Annotated in this window: 12 protein-coding genes; 9 read left to right on the top strand and 3 right to left on the bottom strand. The window is 46.6% G+C overall.

The window, feature by feature from the left end; all coding sequences use genetic code 11:
- Positions 1–59 precede the first annotated feature (59 nt).
- Complete coding sequence (locus tag RIG68_RS20165) at positions 60–1043, bottom strand: GlxA family transcriptional regulator (protein ID WP_350126381.1); 984 nt, start codon at positions 1041–1043, stop codon at positions 60–62.
- Positions 1044–1419: 376 nt separating this feature from the next.
- Here RIG68_RS20165 and RIG68_RS20160 point away from each other — a divergent pair, with 376 nt between their 5' ends.
- From RIG68_RS20160 to RIG68_RS20120, 9 genes are all read left to right on the top strand, one after another.
- Positions 1420–1914, top strand: a complete 495-nt coding sequence (locus RIG68_RS20160; RefSeq protein WP_350126378.1) for an SRPBCC family protein — start codon at positions 1420–1422, stop codon at positions 1912–1914.
- Positions 1915–1919: 5 nt separating this feature from the next.
- On the top strand, positions 1920–2360 hold the full coding sequence (locus RIG68_RS20155) for an SRPBCC family protein (protein ID WP_350126375.1): 441 nt from the start codon (positions 1920–1922) through the stop codon (positions 2358–2360).
- Positions 2361–2829: 469 nt separating this feature from the next.
- On the top strand, positions 2830–3612 hold the full coding sequence (locus tag RIG68_RS20150; protein WP_350126372.1) for a YHYH protein: 783 nt from the start codon (positions 2830–2832) through the stop codon (positions 3610–3612).
- 4 nt (positions 3613–3616) lie between these two features.
- On the top strand, positions 3617–4210 hold the full coding sequence (locus tag RIG68_RS20145; protein ID WP_350126370.1) for a toxin-antitoxin system YwqK family antitoxin: 594 nt from the start codon (positions 3617–3619) through the stop codon (positions 4208–4210).
- Positions 4200–4859: an SCO family protein gene (locus tag RIG68_RS20140; protein WP_350126367.1), complete on the top strand. Its 660-nt coding sequence runs from the start codon at positions 4200–4202 to the stop codon at positions 4857–4859. Before RIG68_RS20145 ends, RIG68_RS20140 begins: the two co-directional genes overlap by 11 nt.
- A 61-nt stretch (positions 4860–4920) precedes the next feature.
- On the top strand, positions 4921–5325 hold the full coding sequence (locus RIG68_RS20135) for a hypothetical protein (protein ID WP_350126364.1): 405 nt from the start codon (positions 4921–4923) through the stop codon (positions 5323–5325).
- Positions 5326–5474: 149 nt separating this feature from the next.
- Positions 5475–6017, top strand: coding sequence for an RNA polymerase sigma factor (locus tag RIG68_RS20130; protein WP_350126918.1), 543 nt, complete (start codon positions 5475–5477; stop codon positions 6015–6017).
- A 50-nt stretch (positions 6018–6067) separates the two neighbouring features.
- Positions 6068–6976 carry a FecR family protein gene (locus RIG68_RS20125; RefSeq protein WP_350126361.1) on the top strand — a complete coding sequence of 303 codons (909 nt, stop codon included), beginning with the start codon at positions 6068–6070 and terminating at the stop codon, positions 6974–6976.
- A 17-nt stretch (positions 6977–6993) separates the two neighbouring features.
- Positions 6994–9564: a TonB-dependent receptor plug domain-containing protein gene (locus RIG68_RS20120; protein WP_350126358.1), complete on the top strand. Its 2571-nt coding sequence runs from the start codon at positions 6994–6996 to the stop codon at positions 9562–9564.
- Between the two features lie 260 nt (positions 9565–9824).
- Here RIG68_RS20120 and RIG68_RS20115 read toward each other — a convergent pair whose 3' ends face one another.
- Positions 9825–11978, bottom strand: coding sequence for an MBG domain-containing protein (locus RIG68_RS20115; protein ID WP_350126356.1), 2154 nt, complete (start codon positions 11976–11978; stop codon positions 9825–9827).
- Between the two features lie 24 nt (positions 11979–12002).
- Positions 12003–22010, bottom strand: coding sequence for a LamG-like jellyroll fold domain-containing protein (locus RIG68_RS20110; protein ID WP_350126353.1), 10008 nt, complete (start codon positions 22008–22010; stop codon positions 12003–12005).
- Between the last annotated feature and the right edge of the window lie 79 nt (positions 22011–22089).

Genomic DNA, 22089 nt, shown 5'->3' with positions numbered 1-22089 from the left:
CAAAATAGGATTTTAGTGGCCCGCAAAGATTGATTTTAATATGGGTCGAAAGCTTAACTTTATTGCATCACTGAATCCTTATTGTACTTACCCTTATAATCCAATGGAGACATTCCGGTATACCTCTTGAAAATTTCACGAAATGCTTTTACGTCAGAATAACCCACTTCATACATTACTTCGGTGATTGTTTTGCGGGTATTTTCCAGCGCCTTTTTTGCTGATTCTATTTTTACTCTTTGAGAGTATTCGAGGGGGGTATTCCCCGTAGCCTTGATAAATCGTCTGTCAAAATTCCTTCTTCCCACATTAAACTTTGACGATAGCTCTTCCATGCTAATCTTCTCGGCCAAATATTTTTCGATATAGGCCTGAGCCTCCTGCACCATTTCGTCATCGTGCTTTTTTTGCCCACGAAAAATGGTGAACTCAGATTGGGTATTCCTATCTATTTCGATCTGAAATACTTTCGAGCAGTAAATGGCTGTTGGCCTGTCATAGTATTTCTCGATCAAATAAATCACCAGGTTGAGAAAGGAATAAGCACCGCCATTAGTGTAAAGCCCTTTTTCGTCTGTAATCAATTTATCGGTTTGTAGATTTATGCCAGGAAACATTTTTCTGAAGTTTTCGGCCACCGACCAGTGCGTGGAGCAAACTCTCCCGTCGAGCAACCCCGACGAAGCAAGCATGAAGGCACCTGTGCAAATGGATGCTACTTCAGCTCCGTATTTGTATTGCTCACCTACCCAATCTACAAGGGGCTGGTTTCCCTTCAACGCAAGCTCATAATTATGATTTAGCGAGGGAATCACGATAAGGTCAGTTTTGGCTATGGCCGAAATAGTCGTGTGAGGCTTTACTGTAAACAGCCCCGCATCAAACGCTACTTCCTCTGAAGTTCCCGCTAGCTGTATGGTAAATAATTGCTCTCCGGTATTTTCTTTCCAATACTTATTGGCCCGGGTAAATATCTCATACGTCCCCGTTATACTGCTGAGGTTATTTTCTCCGTGAGGTATGATTATCGTTAGATGCTTCACTTGTTTTTCTACAAATGTACTCGCAGGACTTGTCCAAATCAACCCATCATAATGTCTATTTAGCACCCCTTAAAGGTGGTATTTTGATGGTTTCTTTGCATGGGGAAACTGAAAGCCGTTTTAAAAAAAGGGAAAGCATCAGGGATTGCGGGTGACAGACTGCACTTGATTAATACAAAAGCTTTTGTCTCGGGAGTATTAGCCATCACTTATCAACCCAAAACCGGCATTTAATCACTTTCATAAAACACGTCACGATGAAAATAAGGAAAATATGGGCAACATCTGTTGCACTGATCATGGCAGGTTGCGGAAACAACAGCAGCCAGGCATTGGTAGATGACAAACAAATAGTGTTCAAGCAAATAAGACAGAAATGGAAAACAAAGATTTCACCGCCAGCATTTTGGTGGATCAAACACCGAAGACAGCATTCAACGCCATCAAAGATTTTCGAGCCTGGTGGTCAGATGATATCGAAGGCAACACTGACCAGCTCAATGAAACGTTTTTCTATCACTACAAAGACGTTCATTTATGCAAAATCAAGCTTATTGAGTTGGTTCCCGATAAGAAATTGGTGTATCAGGTGGTCGATAATGATTTCAATTTTGTGAAAGACAAAACTGAATGGATCAATACAAAATTGATTTTTGACATCAGCAAGGAAGGAGGCAAAACGAAGGTTGTATTCACGCACGAAGGACTGGTGCCGTCATACGAATGCTACCAGGTGTGCGAAGATGCATGGTCGAGTTACATACAAGGTAGCTTACAAAGCTTAATTACAACAGGAATCGGAAAGCCCAACCCTAAAGAAGGTGGCCTTAATGCTGAATTAGTAGAAAAATGGGGCTTACCAAACAAATAAAAGTCATGGAAGAAAAAGGTTATACAACCACAATCGTGGTAGATAAAACACCAGCAGAAGTATTTGCAGCGATTAATAATGTGCGTGGCTGGTGGCAAGGTGAAGTGGTAGGGAATACCGACAAACTCAACGATGAGTTCACCTATCAAATGGGTGACATGCACTTCTCGAAGCAAAAAATAGTGGAAATGTTTCCCAATGATAAAGTGGTTTGGCTGGTCACTGAAAGCAACCTGAGCTTTGTAGACAAAAAGGACGAGTGGACAAATACCAAACTGCAGTTTGATATTACCCCGGCTGGAGACCAGACAGAACTCAAGTTCACCCATTGTGGCTTGGTCCCTACATTTGAATGTTACGGAGGCTGCTCAGATGCCTGGGGAGGTCTGATAGAGAAAAGCTTGTTTAGCCTCATAACAACAGGCAAAGGGGTGAACGTATTTTAACCACATCATTGTGAGGTTGTAAAAGTCTCCACCTTACCTTACTGATTGTCGTGCATGGCACAAAATGACAAAAGCCGCTTTTCAGCGGCTTTTGTCATAGTCCGTTGGGGGGGCTATTTTATATATTGATTAACAAGACTCTGTTAATTTTTAAGAAACCAATTAATGAAACAAATTCGGTTAATCCGACTGTTGCGGCCAACGACCAGCTCGTATGTTAGCCACGTTTTGATTCTATTATCAATAGCTTTTCTTATAAATGGTCTTTGATGCTTCAGGATGAAAAAAAGATAAATCCAAACAAAGCCATCACTGCACTTCTACTTGACCGTTTTGCCACCTATCCTTTACCATCTTTAGTCAGGCATAAATTATTTCTTCAGAAAATTTCTAAAGCCAGGGTAGGGTTCTGCTTCACCTCCCCTTTTAATGATGCAAAAGCAATTGTGCTAACTTAAAACCAATTAACATGACAAGTATCAGGCATTCCATTGTCGCATTATCTATTTTTTGTTTAACCGGCATGACCGGCTGTGGAGGCGAAGACGATGCTGATGACATAGAGGTCGACGAAGACCCGACCCTAGAAATTAATAACGATGTCAGCATTCTGGTCGATAAGTTCACCAACAATAGCGCCCTCACTATTGTGGTTGGAGAAAACAACATTACCATCACCACAAAAGATGAGCCCGATCACAAAAGCATGTACTACGAAAACAGCAATGCGTTGTATGAGGCCTACGAAGAGCCCAACAACCCCGACTTCAAGAAAAATCCCCACAATATTATTACTCAGAACATTGTGATGAAAATTCCACGGTTTCCGGAGGAGGCTTCAACCCACAAGGCCACCTCCATGGGCCCAATAGGTATTGCTGTGAACAGTGTGGCACTCTTCAACCAGGCCGCAGCCCCGGGCGACGATATCCTGGATGAGCTCAACACCTTTGATCAATACGAAGGACATCCTCAGCAGCAGGGAATGTACCACTACCATACCGAGCCGGTTTACATTACCCAAAATGAAGGGGACGACGCCTTTCTTGGCTTTCTACTTGACGGGTTTCCGGTTTACGGACCTTTTGAAAATGGCAAAAGGCTGACCAACGAAGACCTGGACGATTATCATGGACACACCTCAGCAACAGCCGACTTCCCCGACGGGATCTATCATTACCACGCTACCGATGACCTACCATGGATCAATGGCGACGGTTATTTTGGAACCCCCGGGACTATTACTTTTTAGTGATATGAAGGTTATTTTTTGTTTTTCAATTCTTCTGGTATTGGCGGGCTGCGGCCCGCTGATACCGGATATTGAAGTAGCGGAAAGCGACGAGACCTTATCAAGGGACAAGAAAGGTCGGCTCCATTATGAGGGTGGGCTATTTTCCGGATACCTGGTGGAATACTATCCCGGCGGCACGCTGAAAAGCAAATCAGCTTACTCCGAAGGACTACTAGAGTCGGTCAGCTATGGCTATTACCCCACCGGAGAAGTGATGTATGTAAGACCCTACGTGAAAGGAGAAAAGCATGGCACGCACACCGGGTATTACCCTGATGGCAGCCTGAAATTTCAGTATCACTTTGTAACAGGCAAGAGCGCTGGCAACCACCAGGAGTGGTACCAAAGCGGACTGCTGGCAAAAGACCTCAACTATGTAGATGGCCAGCCATTCGGATCGCAGAAAATGTGGAGGCCCGATGGGAAAATCAGGTCGAACTACGTCATCCGTGAAGATGGGAGGCGTTATGGACTGGTGGGTGTAAAACGCTGTAAGAACATTGATACTGAACTGGAGCAAATCACACGACTAACCTCTGCCATATATGATAAATAGATTACTAACAGGCCTTGTATGCGTTGGCATACTGTCGCAATGCTCAGGCCCACGTGATCCAAAAGAGGTAAGCGTAGGTCTTCCTTTTTACTCACAAGCCGATTTTACCCCCGAGTGGTTTGACGATGAGGCAATCGGCAATGCCAACATACATACCATTGCTCCCTTTAAGCTGGTAAACCAAAATGGTGACACTATAACAGAAAGTGACTTGAAGGGAAAGGTATACGTGGCCAATTTCTTTTTCACTATCTGCCCAATGATATGCCCCAAAATGACGGATAACCTGGAGCGGGTGGTGGTGGAGTTTGAACATGACGACTCCGTTTTATTAGTGTCTCATACCGTGATGCCATGGGTAGATTCCGTAGCTGTTTTGCACGACTTTGCGGAAAGAAGAGGGATTCAAAGCGATAAGTGGCATCTGTTGACAGGGGAGAAAGACGATCTGTACACCCTGGGAAGAGAATCCTATTTTGCTGATGAAGGCTTTGGGAAAAGTGTCACCGCCGATTCTGATTTTCTGCATACCGAAAACGTGGTACTGGTGGATAGCCAGCTCCGGATCCGGGGGATCTACAATGGCACCTTGCAGCTGGAGATGAGTCGTCTGATTGAAGACATCCGAAGATTGAAAGGAGAAACCTGAGCAATTCGGCGGGGCTTACCAAGTGCTCCCGCTTCATTTTCAAATCAATCACCCTCGCCAAATGAAAAAATTTACGATAGGCCTCTGCCTGTTCCTGGGCCTGGCAGTGCAGCACGTTGCACGGACCCAGGCAGAGGTTCCTGGAAAAACTACTTTTAAAAACTATAGAAACGAGTGCAACGTCAAGAGTGTTCTGGGAAAGCGACTTTTGGTCATGGAACCAATGTGCGAAGGCGACTGCACGCCGACGGATTTGCGTTCTGTTAGTGAAGAAAAGTACTTTCAAAGCAACACTGCCCTTGTGATAAATAGCGGCGAAGCAGCCTATGAAAAGCTTTCTTACGAAAGGCAGCTACCCCACAGGGTCAGGACGAGCGACGAGCATACCCGGTCGATCGGAAGGAACAGCAACCGCAAGTATACGTGCCGGGGCCATAGCATTGTGGCTGCCCAATTGGCTCGATAATCTACTCCAAAATGGCGGACGACCAGTAACGGATGGCCGAAGTATTTGAATACGAAATCTTTTTATCGGCGTCTTCTACAGTGATGCTATGGTTACCAGCGCCATAAATATCAAATATCGGGACATTGTTTTAATTTGCAGGCCAATCAATCATCAGTCAGCTGGCCATGGGCAAATCAATTTGTGAAGAGCAGGTATTTCACGAGGTACACAGAAACTACGCCTCCGCTCTCCGGAACTTTCTTTTTTACAAATTGGGGAGCCTGGAGAAAGCCAAGGATTTTGCCCAGGAAGCGTTCATCCGGCTGTGGAACAATTGCAGCAAGGTGGACTTCGAAAAATCGAAAAGCTACCTCTACACCATAGCCAACCGGTTGTTTCTGGATGATGCCGACCACCAAAAAGTGGTGCTGAAATTTCAGTACCGCCAAGGAATGTCAGAGACGCAGATGGATAGCAATCCTGAATACCTCTACAGGGAGAAGGAATTTAAAACGCACCTGGAAGATGCGATCTCCTCCCTGTCGGAAAAGCAGCGGGTGGTTTTTCTTATGAGCCGGATAGACAAGATGCAGAACCAGGAAATAGCCGAAGCCCTGGACCTTTCCATCAAAACAGTGGAAAAACACATCTCCGGTTCTCTTAAGTTGTTGAAGGAGAAGCTGGATGAATTAAAACATTTGAAATTGTAGGTAGGGTTATCACTGAATATCTCGTTTTAATAGTAAACACAAGGGTTTTTATGGCAGAGGACTTCAAAGACCAACAACTTGCCAGATGGGCGAACGGAGAGCTTTCAGAAGAGGAGCTAAAGGAGCACTTTGCCCGGGAAGACTTGCTCAAGTTCAGGCAGATACTTGATGAAGTGGACAGCTGGACGCCCGGTCTGGAAACTGACGTTTTTTCTGCCGACGCAGTCACCAGGCAGCAAAAGCAGGGAAAGGTAAGGAGGCTCTGGCTGCCTCTCTCCGTCGCTGCATCCGTTTTAATGATATTGGCTGCAGGCATTTGGTTCATCAATCTGCCGGGCCAGGTCACCCATACTACCGTGGCTGGAGAAACCAGGGAGATTCTCCTCCCCGATGGCCAGTCAACCATTACGCTTGCTGCTAATTCCAGTGTTAGCTGGACGGACGAAAGCTGGTCTGCCACCCAGCGACAGCTAACATTGGAAGGGAAGGGTTTTTTGCAGGTAGAAGAAGGGAGCCCGTTTACTGTAACTACTTCCACCGGAAAAGTGGAAGTGTTGGGAACCCGCTTTGAGGTACACGAATTTGAGAGCGGGATGCAGGTGAGCTGCTACCAGGGCCGGGTGAAAGCAACGGCCGCAAACCAGCCATCCGTAATCGTAAATGGCGGCGAAGGCCATCTCTACTACCAGGGACAATGGGAAGCAAAAAAGGAGGTTTCCGGGGCTGGCCCTCAATGGTTGAACAACGAATCATCCTTCGAAAATGCCCCCCTCAGGCAGGTTATCAAAACGCTGGAATCAGAATATGGCCTGAAGACGGACGCAGGCGCCGTCAACCTTAGCAGGCGGTTTACAGGCTCATTTCCCAATAACAATCTGGACGAAGCTTTAAGACTTGTCTTTATCCCTCTTAGCATCAACTATGAACTAAAGGACGATCGGTTATATTTGTCCGAATAATAGTATTGAATAAGAGAATGAGAGTGTTTTTTTTAGTGGCTGCCAGCTTTTTGTCCTTTTCATGTATTTCGCAATCTGCAGGCGAACAGGATCTACTGCAAGCCATTGCCTTTTTTGAAAGCGAGGCGGGAGTTAAATTTTCCTACGACCCGGAGATATTAGGACTCATTGACCAGAAGTTTGACACGAAAAATACGGACCTGCCATCGTTCATAGAAACTGTCGAAAACTCACTCCCTTTCACTTTCGATCAGGTAAATGAACAGTACTATGCTATCAGCCTGGCCCAGACTGAATTCCATCTCATAGTTGTCGATTCCACTACCAGCGAGGCTATTCCACCTCTCATGGGTAGCGTGTTGCTTGTCAACGGCCTGCCTGTGCCAGCTGCTACCCAAAGCAGTGATGAATGGAGATTTTCCTACAAACCCTCAATGCGTGATTCGGTGGATGTGTATGTGCCGGGCTATGGCCGGCGGCCAATCACCTTCCGCCAGCTGCTCAACAGCAAGCACCTCACCCTTCCGCTGAGCCTGATAACACTGCACCTGAAGAGGGTCATTATAGAAGACTACCTCACTTCTGGCATTAACATGAACCCTGCCAGTCAGAGCATTTCAATTCATACGGCGGACCTTCCCTTGCTGCCCGGCGAAACAGACGGAGACCTGTTTGCGTCGCTGGCCGCATTACCGGGCATTACCACTCCTGACAACCGGGCCGGCAATCTGTTTATTCGGGGTAGCTCTACCGACCAGTCGCTGATTCTATTTGACAACATTCCTATCTACCATAGAGGGCACTACTTTGGCACCATTTCTCCCTACAACCCCAAGGTAGTGGAAGAGGTGAAGGTATACCGAAACGGCTATCACCCCCGCATGGGTGGGCGTGTGGGTGGCGCTGTAGAGATCCAATCGGACCAGCAGCCGGCCCTCCATCCGAAGACCGGCCTGGGCACCAATTCACTTTATGCGATGGGCTACACGAAGGTGCCTCTGGCTGGTAAAAAAGTAGGTGTTTCATTAGGGGCCAGGCGGTCCTATCCTTATACTTTTTCGTCTCCCAAGCTCAGGGCAATTTCCCAAATGGTATTTGCCGCATCTGCACTGGCCGACTCTGCCGGTAGGGTGCGGGAAAACATTGATGTTTTGTTCGAAGATTACAACGGAAGGGTTACTTTTCAGCCCAATCGCAAAAACGAGCTCTACTTCACTTCCATTTTTACACGCTCCAAAACAGAAATCGCTACAGATGTACCTGAAGAAAACCAGGTAAAAAACCTTGGCTTCAATTTCCAGTGGAAATATGCGATGACGCAAAAGGCCACCTCTTCGCTGTCTGTTACCGTGTCGGATTATGAATACGCTTATCTGATAGGCATGGCCATTCAAAACCCTACGCCGGGTGTGTCGGGGGGGTATTCGCTGAACGGTATTAAGGACTATAGTATTCAGGAAGAGGTCGACATCCAGCTGCCACATGCCAACTCGCTGCAGACTGGAATAGACTATCAGTTTCAACAAACCTATTATAACTACAGTCTCACCAATCCACGTGACACTGTCCCCGTCGTTCTGTCAAACCAGGCTGAAGCCCAGTCTTTCTCTCCCTTCGTCAATTTCGAGTGGAACAGCCTGAAGAAACTTTATGCCCAGATTGGGGTTCGGGCTACCTACTACGACCTGACCAATAACCTTCAGGTCACCCCCCGCTTATTTGTCAACTATTACCCACACCAGGCCCTTACACTCAAAGGCTCGCTGGGCTGGTACCGACAGTATCTCAGCCAGGTGAAAAACCTGGAGTTTTCCAGCGGTGGTTTCGACAACGAGCTGTGGCTGCTGGCCAGTACCGACGACAATATTATATCGGGCACCCAGGCAATGGTGGGCGGCGTGGTAAGCGCCAATTCGTGGATTTTTGACCTGGAAGGGTACTATAAAACGGCCAACAACGTGACCTACCATAGCGACAAGAGGTTTTACAACAACAGGGGGATTTACCTTACCGCCGACCACGTTATGTACGGAGTTGACTTTTTCATAAAAAAGCAGGTGAATGAAAGTGTTGCGATATGGGCCGGTTACTCGTGGAGTCAGTCCAAGGTGGCGATGGATTCTGCCCTGGACGTCACCTACGACTCCAAATTCAGCCAGCCCAATGTTTTTTACCTGGGAGGCCTTGTAGAAAGAGGGCGATGGAAAATGTCGGCAGGATGGAGACTCAATTCCGGACTGACGAGCCGCTCGCTGGACATGATACAGGCAGAAAATCTTTTCCTCGAAGAAAGCAGTCGGCGACAGTCTGGGGGCCGTCCGGGAGGAGGCACCAGTCTTACCAATCCTTTCGATGCTCTCCCTTACCGGTATCCGGCTGTTCACATGCTGGATATTTCGGCCTCTTACACCATTCCGCCAACGGAAGAACGCCGTCTGTCGGCCACCTTTGGTGTTTCGTTGATCAATGCTTACAACCAGGTCAATCTGACTGACATAGTAACCAGGAAAGGAAATCCGGCACCAAGGCTCAAAGAACGCAACGCCATTCAATTTGCGCCCAACCTCATGGTGATGATTGAGTGGTAAAGTGTGGAACGGCCGGAAATACGTCCCTTCTGATTTCCAGACACAATGGATATCGAGTTTTTTTTTCAAAACAAAAGAAAAGTAGAGAAAACGGGCCAGTGAAGCTTTGAGCAGAAGAAAGAGAGGTCTCTTGCTTCCCAAGCCTTTTCATTTCTTGATCAAAACTCAAAAACCCCGGAGATTTTGCAAGACCTCCAGGGTTTTAAGTAGCCATCTGACCTTCAGGCGAGGGTTGTTGTTGTCGCTGTGGAAATTGAAGTCTACCCTTTTTTCATGAATCGCATGGTGGAAACCACCCTGCCGTCACTGTCACTTAGGCGAAGCAGGTGGATGCCCTCCTGTAAACCTGTAAGATCCACTTCTCCATTAGTCAATTCCTGCGATTTCCACGTTCTTCCAGTATAATCAAGCACCTCTACATATTTGATATTAGAGGACTCGATGATCAGGTAATCCGTCGCTGGATTTGGGTAAACATGGATAAATTCCCTTTCCTTCAAACCAAGTACAGTCTTGATGGTAAGCGTCCCCTCGGCATAGCTAAACAAATAATTATCATCGTTGCCACCAGACACTTTAATGGAATAGGTTCCAGGCTGTAATGCATCCGCAACGGACGCCGACGCCGTGGGTTGTACGTCGAGCGACGCTGCGTCTTCGCCATTCACAAAACCCGTGTAGCTCACGGTAAACTCCCCAACATCTTCACCCTGTGTGATGGTCTTGTCGTCAGCTACCACCGTCAGGTTGGCTTTATTGACGATCAATAGCTGCACCCTGTCTGGCGCTTCCTCATACACGTCGTTGCCTGCTTGACTAGCCGTGATGATCACCGAGCCGGCTCCAATGATCGTCACGGTACTTCCGGAAACTGATACTATACTGTCGTTGGAGCTACTGTAAGTCACGGTGAGCGCCGAGCTCGCCGTGGCCGTCAACTCGAACGATTCGTCACCATATGTTTTCTCATCCAATGCCCCAAACGTGATGGATTGAGCCTGCCTGGCAGCCTCAGTTACTAAAAAACTATACAAGACCTGGTCAGCCGCTGCATAGTTATCATTACCCGCCTGATCAGCAGCGATGTGAATAGTACCTGTTCCGGTAAGCGTAAGTATGTTTTCGGACAAAACACCCGGGCCACCAAGAAGCGTGAACGCCACCTCTAGTCCGGAAGTGGCAGATGCCGTCAGCTCAATGCTGCCCATACTTAGATTCACGTTGGCCAGCGAATCTATGCTTATCGTTTGCGATGCCTTATTAACTACCAACGTGCGCACTACCTCCTCAGCCGGATTGTAGTCGTCATTCCCCGGCTGACTGGCAGTGATTTCTGTGCTACCCGCACCAATGATCGTCACCGTACTTCCTGAAATAATCGCCACCTCTGTGTTGGAACTAGCATAGCTCACAGACAAACCGGAACTAGCTGACGCACGAAGCTCAAAGGAGCCTCCGCCATAGCTTTTCTCTTCCAGTTCATCAAATACAATCTGCTGATCTTGCTTACTCGCATCGGTTACTAAAAAACTTTGGCTCACCTGGGCCGCCTCCAGGTAGTTGGCATCTCCTTCCTGGTCGGCCGCCACCACAATCTCCCCGGTGCCGGTCAAAGTCAAAGAGTTTCCCGATAAGGTGGCCGGACCAGATACAAGACTATAGGCGATATCCAGGCCGGAACTTGCACTGGCTGTAAGCTGCACGCTTCCCACACTGATGTCCACATCTTCCATAGCGTCAAAAGTGATGGTCTGACTTGCCTGATTTACTACCAGTGTTTGTGGCACATCGTCTGCGGCATGGTAGGCACCACCTCCTTCCTGACTGGCAGTGATAATGACACTTCCAGCCCGCACCACCGTGAGGGTACTTCCTGAAACAGTGGCCACGGTCTGATCGGAGCTAGCATAACTTACGGTGAGCCCTGAAGTAGCGCTGGCAGTCAACTCGTACGGCCCCACTCCGTAGCTAACCGTCTCCAATGCATCAAACACTATCGTTTGTGAAAGCCGGTTATCAATGGTAAAAAGTAGTGGATCGGAATAACTTCCGTTTGACTGATCAAGTACAAACTGGTACTCATTATCTATCTGATAGGTAGCGTCCTCGGATGCATCGTAATATTTGAAAGTGAGCCCTGCCTCGTTGACCGAGTTGCTGTATACCAGAATCGGGAAAAAGTATTGTTCAAAAGCAGGATGATAAAGACTCGACACAACTCCTCTTACTTCGTCACCAACAAAGGCCGCCAGGTAATCCGACCCATCAACAGCAATGGAGGTGGTGAATTGCACCTGCCAGGTAAATGACGCTGAATACTCGTATTCAGAAGGATCAACCTCCCAACCAACCGGTTGGGAGATTGCATAGCTACCAATGATCCATAAACAGGCACTCAAGAAATATCTAGTCATCGTCTTGGAGATTTAAGTACCAGATTATTTGATGAGCTTGAATACTCTTTTCTCCGAACCTTCGACAGTGATTAGCTGATAAACGCCGTGGGCCAACCCCTTCAATTCATCTTCCAGTCGAATGACGGAACCCACATTTTCCAACTGTTTGCTGAAGATCACTTTACCTGATAAGTCAACCAGTGAAATATCGATATGAGACACATCTGACTGGATTCGAATATCCAAATAGGAGTCGAATGGATTTGGATAAACCGAAATATGATCTGCATCAGCTACTTCCAATACCCCATTTCCATCGAGAACCACCGGTTCGAAAACAGACCCAAGAACCTTATTAGCGGCATACATCACCGCACCATTTAGCTCAAAATAAGCATCCTCCTCCATGTGGTAAAGCTTAAAGGAGAGCTCATCCGCTTCTTCCGCTGTTGCTGACAAGAAGAACAATGACTGATCATCCACCGAGGTAGCCGGGGCATACCCGATCACTTCATTGTTTCGATAGGCAACCAGTAGATACTCTTCCAGGGCTGTGGTAAAATCGAAGCTTTCCACTCTGGCAACAATGGACATGGTGTGCCCGCCTTCATTGCCCTGTACGGTGAAATAGTTGTCGTAAGGCCTTTCATTCGCACTACGAGCTCCACTACTCAGGGATGCACGCTCAGGGTAGGTCAATGTGCCATCGCTGGTTGCATTAAGCATGTACCCTCTGCCTGGTTGCAGGTTGGTCAACGAACCAACCCAACCTAAAGATGAACCTGAATACATTGCGAAGGAAGTGGACGACTTGATCACATCTCCTACCTCAGGGCTGATACTTACCAGTGCTTCGGCAAGGGTCATCTTCTCTTGTGGCACAAATCCGATGAAGTTCCAGCCGGAGCTGATCGCTATGGGATTGCTGGCTACATCAAATGGCTGACCTATTACTTTCAGCGTTGCTGATTCTGCCAGTTTCACCTTGTACATATCTCCTGCGGCGAATCCGCCTGAGCTGCTCAGTGTACCAAACCATGCCCCCGAACTATATTCGTCGAACGTCGATTGATTTTTCACAATATCCCCATCGGAGCCAATATCTCCGAACAAGCTACCAACTGAGGCTAGATTCTCATCGTCCAGGTTGAAAGAGATCCAGGTCCAGCCTGCTTTGAGCGCATACTCCCTGGAAATACGCTCATCCGCCTCAATGTCCACTGGTGATACCACGCTTCCCATAATGGTATTTGCTGTGAAGGTAATCTCCGGAGTCACGTTCTCGTGTGTATAGCCCGTACTTGCATCGTATACTCTCAGTTCTATAGCTTCATTATTGACTTCATTGCTGTAAATAGTCAGGAAGACCTGATAGTCATCCACACCAGAAACGTATGTAGGTATGGCAACTCCTCTTACCTCATCGCCAACGAAAGCGGCCACCATATCATACTGATCAGTAGAGACCACGCCATCGATAATCAGACGCCCAAACACGTTCATGGAGTATTCGAACTGGCTCTCATCTACTTCCCAGTCCGGCTCATCGCCAGATACTCTCAAGTCAATAGCCAATCGGTCATTGAATCCTTCATCTGTAGACAGGTAGATGCCGTGCGCATAGCTACCGACGTTCAGCGCATCATTCACATCAAAGGTGATCACTACTGTCTCCAGCGGGTCTACAAACCCACTTGTTTGACTGGCAGACAACCATGCCGGAATGTTTTCCAACGAATATCCCTGAGACGTACCGCCCTTATTGGTAAATGAAGCGGTGAAGCTCATGGACTCATCTACTGCCTTGATCAGCTCAAGCGCATCATCATCCCATTTGATTTGATTCTGCTGCACATAAGCTGTCCAGGTTACCGGAGACAGCAACTTGTTTCCATTCATATCCTGCACAGAAAGTATGGTAATTTCCATTACCTGACCTTCTATCCTGCCTGCATCCACATTTGGGATGATGATGATTTCATCGTCGTTGACTGCAAAATCAAATAAAAGATCCTGCATGCCCCGGATATCTCTGATCGCTGGTTTCTGATCCGAAAAATGATCCGACACATCGCTGGAAACCGCATCCGACACATCGCTTAAATCATCATTTTCTACCTGATCAGCCAGCGTGTTTTCCATTAAATAGGCCCCTAAAAGCACTTCATAAGTCTCAAACGGATGATAAGAAACCAAACCTGGTTCATCACGCTCGATTTTGGTGTGCATGTACTGGTTGATGAGCGTGGCCGATCTGGCGGTATTCCAGAAACGCACTTCATCAACCGCTCCCGATAAGTAATTGTCGTAACTGTTTGTGGCTGGATCGATGCGTTCTACCCGAGCTCCCAATGTAACTTCAGCTCCATAAAACTGATCGATATTGCTTGCATTCACCTGATTTTGTCGTTCACCATCTATGTACATTCTGGCATTGGCACTCCTATCCACTACAAAAGCCAGGTGATGCCAGTCACCATCCATATAGTCGGTGTCAGTTCCCTGAAAATCATACCCATTGCTCAACACATGTAGGGTGCCGTCTGCCTGTGCTTCAATGACTACCACGGAGTTAGGATTCGTTTCTGTATCCATGCCATCACCTAGTCCGTTGGACAACAAAGTCTGGCGAGCACCTGTGCTATTTCCTTTGAACCATAGCTCGATGGTGAAGTCAGTTTCAGCATCCGCCAGAATATTGGTGCTGTTGATGGTCAGGTAGTTTGTACCGTCAAACTCCCAGCTCACTCCGCCAGGCTCCAGCGACCACTCTGCAGCAATAGTAGCATGCCTGCTGGCCGCACGGTCCAGTCCCTGAGTACCGTTGCCCTCATCCAAAGGCCAGTAGCCATACAGACCTGGCTCATTTCCGACCAAAGTGACGGACATATTAGCTACAGTTTCCCCGTAAGTGCGGACATCTTCCCAAAGGCGCAATTCGTGCATTCTTCCGGCGAACTGACCATCTCCTATTTCCAATACACCTTCATAAGATGGATTGAAATCAATGGCTGAGACCTCAGCCAATACCTGATCATCGGCATAAACCTTTACTTTCTCATTGTCGAGGTCGTAAACAAACGCCCAGTGATGCCAGCTGTTCCACGGATTGGTCATCGTGTAGGCCGCAGACGGATCAATGGCCACCGTGTTGTTTCCCAGCTTAAAGTTGATCTCAGAACCATCCTGGGTGATCGCTACCTGGTTGCTGCCGCTACCAATGGCCATGATGGTCGTTTCTGATGATGCTGACTCTACTTCATTTTGCATCCAGAACTCAATGGTGAATGATTTTTTGTTGAACGTAACATTGTCAATAGCTACCACATCATCAGCTCCATCAAACTGAACAGAAGTAGCATGCGACACATCGGCACCATTGAGCACACTTCTCACTTTGATGTTGAAGTCTTTCACGAAACCGGCCTCTATTTCTTCGCTAAATTTGATCAGGATATCATCGCTGGCATTCAACACGCCATCTGCTGGTGAGGGTGTGCCAAACACGACAGGATTGGAGGTATCTATCGTTCCTGTCAGATAATCTGATTCAAACACCGAACCATCCGAACAATGAGCCCTTGCCCTGATCTGGTATTTTCCGTCATTCAATGAGCTAATGTCCCAGATAAACGACACGTCAGCCGATCCGTCGATGACATCCTTTGGCCCGTCGTATTCTGCATAACCGGTAGTTTCAGCGTCTTTGTAGTAAGTCATTACCGTGATAGGTGTACCTGAAAGCGTTTTGTACTGAAAGTCAATTTTTTCCAGGGTGGATAGATTGACATTGTAGCCATCCAGCTTTACAGGAATCTCATTTCCATCCGCATAGTTGACGATCCAGTTTTCGTTGAAATTACCCACTGCCACATCAGAGCATTTAGGCAGGAATCGGGCACTCACATAAACGGTGTCTGCTATATCCGCCTGACTTGTGGTGGGATCAAATTGACACGTAGAGTGCAGGATGATTCCAAGACTATCATAGTTGAGTACACCCGACGCACCTTGCTGGATTGTCAATGTCTTTTCCAAAATTTCATTGGCATTTACCAGGTATTGACGCTCGGCCGTCAGTCCGTCAATCAGGAGGATCGCCCCGTCAGGATTGGTCGACTCATCGATACTTATTTCATACCACAGGTTGGTGCTGGTTTCACTTTCGTTTCCCAGCTGCAACGTAAATACCGCTTTTTCACCCTCGGGCACGTTGGCCTGAATGGAAGGAGAAACAGCTATCGTGGGTATTTCTCTTTTCAGGGTGGCTGTATGCAAATTCATTACGGCACCGTCTATACTAACGAATTCAGCTTCTTCACCTCCTTCGTAGGGACATCTGCTGGCACCACCACGTACGCTAAAGATCGGACTTGAGATCTTAAACCCTGTCACATTAAAATCGGTGGTCAAATCATCCTGCTTGTCAAAAACTTCCAATGCATTATTGGTATGATCCACCGCTTCATATACAAAACCAGCAGCATCTATGAGAAATTCAGCCGTAGCAATAAATGTATTACTCCTGCCTGCCTTCTTTGCTCCGTACTTGGCAATTGCTTTTGTTACCGCAGCCCCGGCGAAATACGCTCCGGCGAAAATCAACTTTTCCTGGGTCTCAGCCCGAAACTCTTTGAACGTTTTCTGGTAATCGCCAAATGCACTCTTATTGTAAATACCGACTCCATCTACAGTCTTTACGTCAATGCTATAGTAGTCTCCTTCATCCTTTTCATCAATCACGTAGCCAAAAGTCAAGCTATGATCAATCTCTTTGGAACCCGTATTTCCTATATCTGCCGTCGCATCAAAGTTATTCCTGATTTGAAGACCTGCACCATTCGAGAGTATACCAAAACCGGCGTTCCATGTCAACCGCATTGACCTTACGCTCGAATAATTGAAATCCTTATTATAAGACTGTTTAACTTCTGAACTGTATACCCCTCCGCTTCCATCTACTGATATATTGTCAATTAACCTGGCATTTATTTTAGCGGCTTCATTATCCGCCAGTGCGTTGATCCAGGAAGTAACTTGATCATTGATAAATTGAACCGAATCGATATCTTCATCTGTCTCCGGGGTGAACGTATAGCTAAGATTGGAAATATCTGCATAAGGATCGGCAATCAACATTGAGTGCTTTAGCTCATTGAAGCTATTGTCATCATTATTGAGCCCATAGTAAGGGCTGCTCATAGGCAGGTGCGATTCATACTTCGGCCCTTCAAACAATTCATCTCTCAATACGAGTAAATTCGGGATCAACTCCTCCACGATAAAACGCTGCGAGTAGATGAAATAGGTCGATATACCGTTATTATCCACAGCATATCCATCCAGTAAAGCAATCACCACATCACTTCCGGTAATATCCAGGTACTGGGAAGCTTCCAGGTATGTTTCAGCCCAGTTTCTATCCACCAAACGAAGGTTACTGGTTTTTGACACCAATACGTTGGTAGCACGTCCGATAAAAAGATCAGCTGCCGAACCTACATCCTCAGGGTCGGCACTTGTCTCGATCCGTTCTGTAAAATTATAACTCTCCGTGTAGTGGCCATTGTAATCGTAGGCCCGGCTTACCTGGATACCGGTCTCACTGATTTCATCCGTATCTACGCTCACTACCGGCCCAACCAACCCGCCACCGGCTTGCACATCCACTCCTTTGTTGATATTTTTATCAAGTGACTGGTTGGTGCTTGCATTCAGCACCCAACCCTCCGAGACGGAGTAAGAGGAGCCTTTTTCTAAGTAGGCGTAACTGTTGCTGCCCGGAGGATCACGAAGTACAAAATCAATCTGGTCCGGACCATACGTCACAAAACCTGTTCCTTCCTGAGGCTTAACACCCAATATATAAGCCCTGAAAGGGTCTGAAGAGCGCCAGGCAATACCATATCCGTCAACAGTGGCACTCACCTCAAAGGTTTTGGTGAAGGACTCAGCGCCATTTAGTTGAATATTCGGACTTCCGGCCAAAAAAGCATAATGGAAGAGTCCATTCTCATCTGTTTGCCCCGTATTGCCCTCGCCTGGAGTAGAGCCAATATTATCTGTTATCGCCACCTCAGCCTTCACTACAGGAACGTAGTCAATGATTCCCCCTGCAGGATGATATGGATTTCTATAGGTCTCTACTACATATATATTGGCCTCATAGGGCTTTCCCATGTTGAAGAAGGGGTAATCAAAAGGATTAGATACGCTCAGATCCAGTGTTTTGACCTCACCCGACTCCTGGTCAGAATATTCCAGCTCTGTGTCCCCTTCAAATACCTCCTCATTTTGTCCGTAAACCAATATTTCCGGGGTCTCTCTAATGACAAAATTTTGCTTGTGGTGATAAACATAAGAGGCGCTTGCAGGGCCATCTTCATTCTCCAGTTCTATGATTTCCGCCACACTATTTCTTAAGTCCAGCACAGGCAAATCAGTAGCTGCAATAGAATAACCACCAGTAGTTGAGATATCTGCAATCGTAAACTGCTCCGGCAGCATTTCTATTTCATACTCTCCCGTAGACGGATCTGTATCTACCGTCACTGTAGGTAAGTCGTATGCTGCATTTTGCAAATCAAAAGACAGGGTGGCACTGCCCACGTTATTGGTCGACAAACCAAAACCCAGTTTCTTTTCTGCTTCCCGGGTGCCTCCCACCAACCGTCCGGCAAGTTTCACCTTCGTACTATCAGTGAAGGTAACTGTGAGATCTTCGGTGAATTCATGAAATGTAACACTTCCCAACGCATCTAATGGGGGGAAATATCCTTCATGAAAAGTATGCCCTTCTTTTTCTACAGAAAGGTAGTGGTTGCCAATAGGCACATTGATTTCATAGTTGCCTTCCGCATCTGTTCTCACCACCTTGTTATCAGAGCCCAGTGCCGCCTGTCCATCTATGAGAACTGTCACATCTTGTACGGGCACATTGGTATCTTTATAAGACACTTTACCCCTCACAGTAAAAAATGAAATATCCTCAAAATCTACGTTGTTTTGCACAAATGAACCATCTCCCAGGAAAATTGATTTGGAAGATGGTGTGAATTGATGCTGACCAAATGCAGGTGTGACTCTGAAAACATTACCTGATCCTTTGTAAGGAATATAATCAGCGGTATAATCACCGTATTGATCAGTAGTGGCTCTTATTCCCAATTTATCCGAACCTGGAATTTCGCTGGAGAAACTTGTGCCACCCACAAAAAGGCCATCGTTTTGGTTGAAGTTTTCACCTGTTTTAGCTACATCGTACACTTCACTTCCTACTCCCTCATCAAATCTGTAATAGACTTCCAAGCCCACTTGCTCATTGCTGATCAGACGGTCATAGTTATTCTTGATTTGATCTTCTGTGCGCACTACACTCCACAACCTAAACTCATCCAAATTACCGTCGAAACTATATGCTGGACCAGTAGCTCCATTAAATACATCTGCCTCACTACCGATACCCAAAAATCCATATCGCTTATTGGTACTTCCAAATGTGGATATTCCTATTTCGGATGACACATTGAATTCACCATCCAAATACATTGATAAAGTGCCATTATCAAATACTACCGCTACATGGTGCCACTCACCATCATCTACCCTTACGGTACTTTGCATCTTCATTTGAGCAGAGTTAGAAATTAAAACTCCAATTTTACCTGCATCGGCAGAAGTACCATTGATTTCCAGCCTCCAATAATCGCTACCATCAAAAGCAGCTATAATCTGATCATCACTATTGCTTGTTTTGAACCAGGTCTCCAAGGTCATTTCTTCATAGTCGCTTCCTTCGTAATAAAAATTATCGATAGCCACATAATCCCCAGCTCCATCAAATTTCAAACTGTTACCAATCTGCGCACCATCTGTACGCTCAAAGTTGATCACTACGTCCTCGACAGCATTTCCTCCCGAATATTCTGTATGACCATTAGCGATACCAAAAGGCTGACGAAAGCCAAGATCAACTATCTCATTCGTATACACTATCGCATCGTTACAAGTCGTTTCGCCTGTGACACGGTAATTGTAGAAAACACCTGAACTCGCAGACTCATCTTTGAAGAAAAGATTGTTGTCCACCACACCTATTAGTTGGTAGCTGTCGGTTCCTGCCACTGTTCTTTCGATACGGAAACGATCTACCTGCGAAAGGCTTCCGTTTATTTCCCACTCCAATAGTACCTCATTCGAGAAATAACCTTTGGAGGCATTTACAGAAGACAAGACATCATCGATATCCAATCCAAGTAAACCCGTCTGGGTCGTGTTGGAAAAAACACCATTTGGGGAACATGCATTTGTAGCGGCAATTTTATACCGATAAGTTTCACATATTGAGATGTCAGCATCCGAATAGCTGGTGACCGTATTGGCCAATGTAATATCCACAGCATCTGTTCCATCCAGCTTCTCCCTGCGAAGTATGAAACCACTGGCGTAGCTATTGCTCGGGTCTGTCCAAGTGATGTCCAGTTCATTGTTGACATTGTCAACCACGACCGCAAGGTCAGTAGGTGCTGTTGGTGGTTTGGAACTAAACCCTGAAACGACTGTCGAGTTTGATGCGATTACCGAACAGCCATTGCCATCATTTCCAGTAGCCACCACCCTGTAATAATAAGTTTGTTCAGGATTAGGGCTGGCATCTGTGAAGCTGGTGACTGACCCGGCCAGCGTGGAGGTAAGGGTGGTCACCCCAGTGGTAAAAGCGGAGTTAGTCGCTCTTTGAACCTTCCACTTGGGCGGACTTGAGGTCAGTTGATCCCAATCCAGGTCTATCGTCACGTCGCAATTATCGGTTGTAGCGCTAAAACCAGAAGGTGCTGCATACACCTCAGTCATGCTGCCTTTGTTGGTGGTGATCTCATCATCTGAGTAAACGGCCACGCTATTGATGTACCAGCGTGTTTTCAATTTATACGTCTCAGCATCACCGGGTGAGACATCCGTATCTTCTTTTGAGCTTGCTCCACCTGTATAAATAGTGGTGTTATCGCTCACTCTTGTCACTTCGTATGAGGGAGTGGTTCCTGATTTGTAGGTACTGGACGATTGAAAATCAGTCCAACTAAGATCAATTCCATCATCGGTATTACAAGTACTTGCGCTGAACGAAGGATTTACTTCCGTATTGTCGAAAGACGGCGGTTTCACAGTAGGGGTATAAGTAAGACTTAACCCAATGTCGCTGTCGTTGCCATAGGCATCGTATTCGTTAGTCGGCGACTCGTCTTCATAATATCTGACTGAAGTAGCAGCATCAATATAGGACTCGTTTCCATGATAGTATCTTACCAGGTCACCCCATTTCGGATGGGAGCTATTGATCTCTTCATCATAATAGGTGGAAATTTCTGATGTGGAAAGTCTCGTTTTCCAAATTCTCACCTCGCCAACATACATGGTTCCATCCGCACCGTTGGACACTCCCTCTGATCCTATTAAAGAATTACCATCTCTGTCTCCATCGGTTGGATATAATGCCACCGATTCACCACCACTGGTCAAGGTCCATTGAAGGAGCAAGGTGCCGTCTATATAGATTTGTACCGTACTACCACCATTGGTGGTGAAGGCCACATGATGCCAATTATTTAGGAAATCTGGTCCGGTTGAGCCATTTTTATTGTAATTCAGGTCCCAGGTTTTTTCTCCATCCGGGCCACCTTTTATCTGAACTCGCCAGGGCTCGTCAGACTTCTCAGCATCTCCTTTATAGTCCACAGACAGTCGGGCATCTCCGTTTCTAAATCGGAAAAAGTTAAAATTATCGTTGCTGTTACTCGTCAGGCGTACCCAGGCTTCCACGGTAAGGGCTTTGCCCTCTACACCAAGACCGCTACCACTTCCGTCGTGGTTGACATAAATGCCCCGACCTGATCCGCCGGTAAGGTCAATGGAACCGTCCCTGTTCTGGGCAAAGAGCTTAGAACTGATGAGCAATAGAGAAAAGAAGAGAAATAAACCCATTCTGACCACTTCCCTGGAGCAGTGATGGATAGAAGGTTTCATTGATGATCTTTCAATTAGGCTGGGTTTCATGATTTGGTTAGTAGTATGCATCGTCAAATTTTTCAACATGACTACTAAACGGGAGTGCCAGGAAAAACCCTACCCCCCA

It is taken from the genome of Imperialibacter sp. (assembly GCF_040222385.1).
Lineage (GTDB): Bacteria > Bacteroidota > Bacteroidia > Cytophagales > Cyclobacteriaceae > Imperialibacter.
The sequence above is the reverse complement of the archived record's forward strand: the minus strand, read 5'-3'. Positions and strand labels throughout refer to the sequence as shown.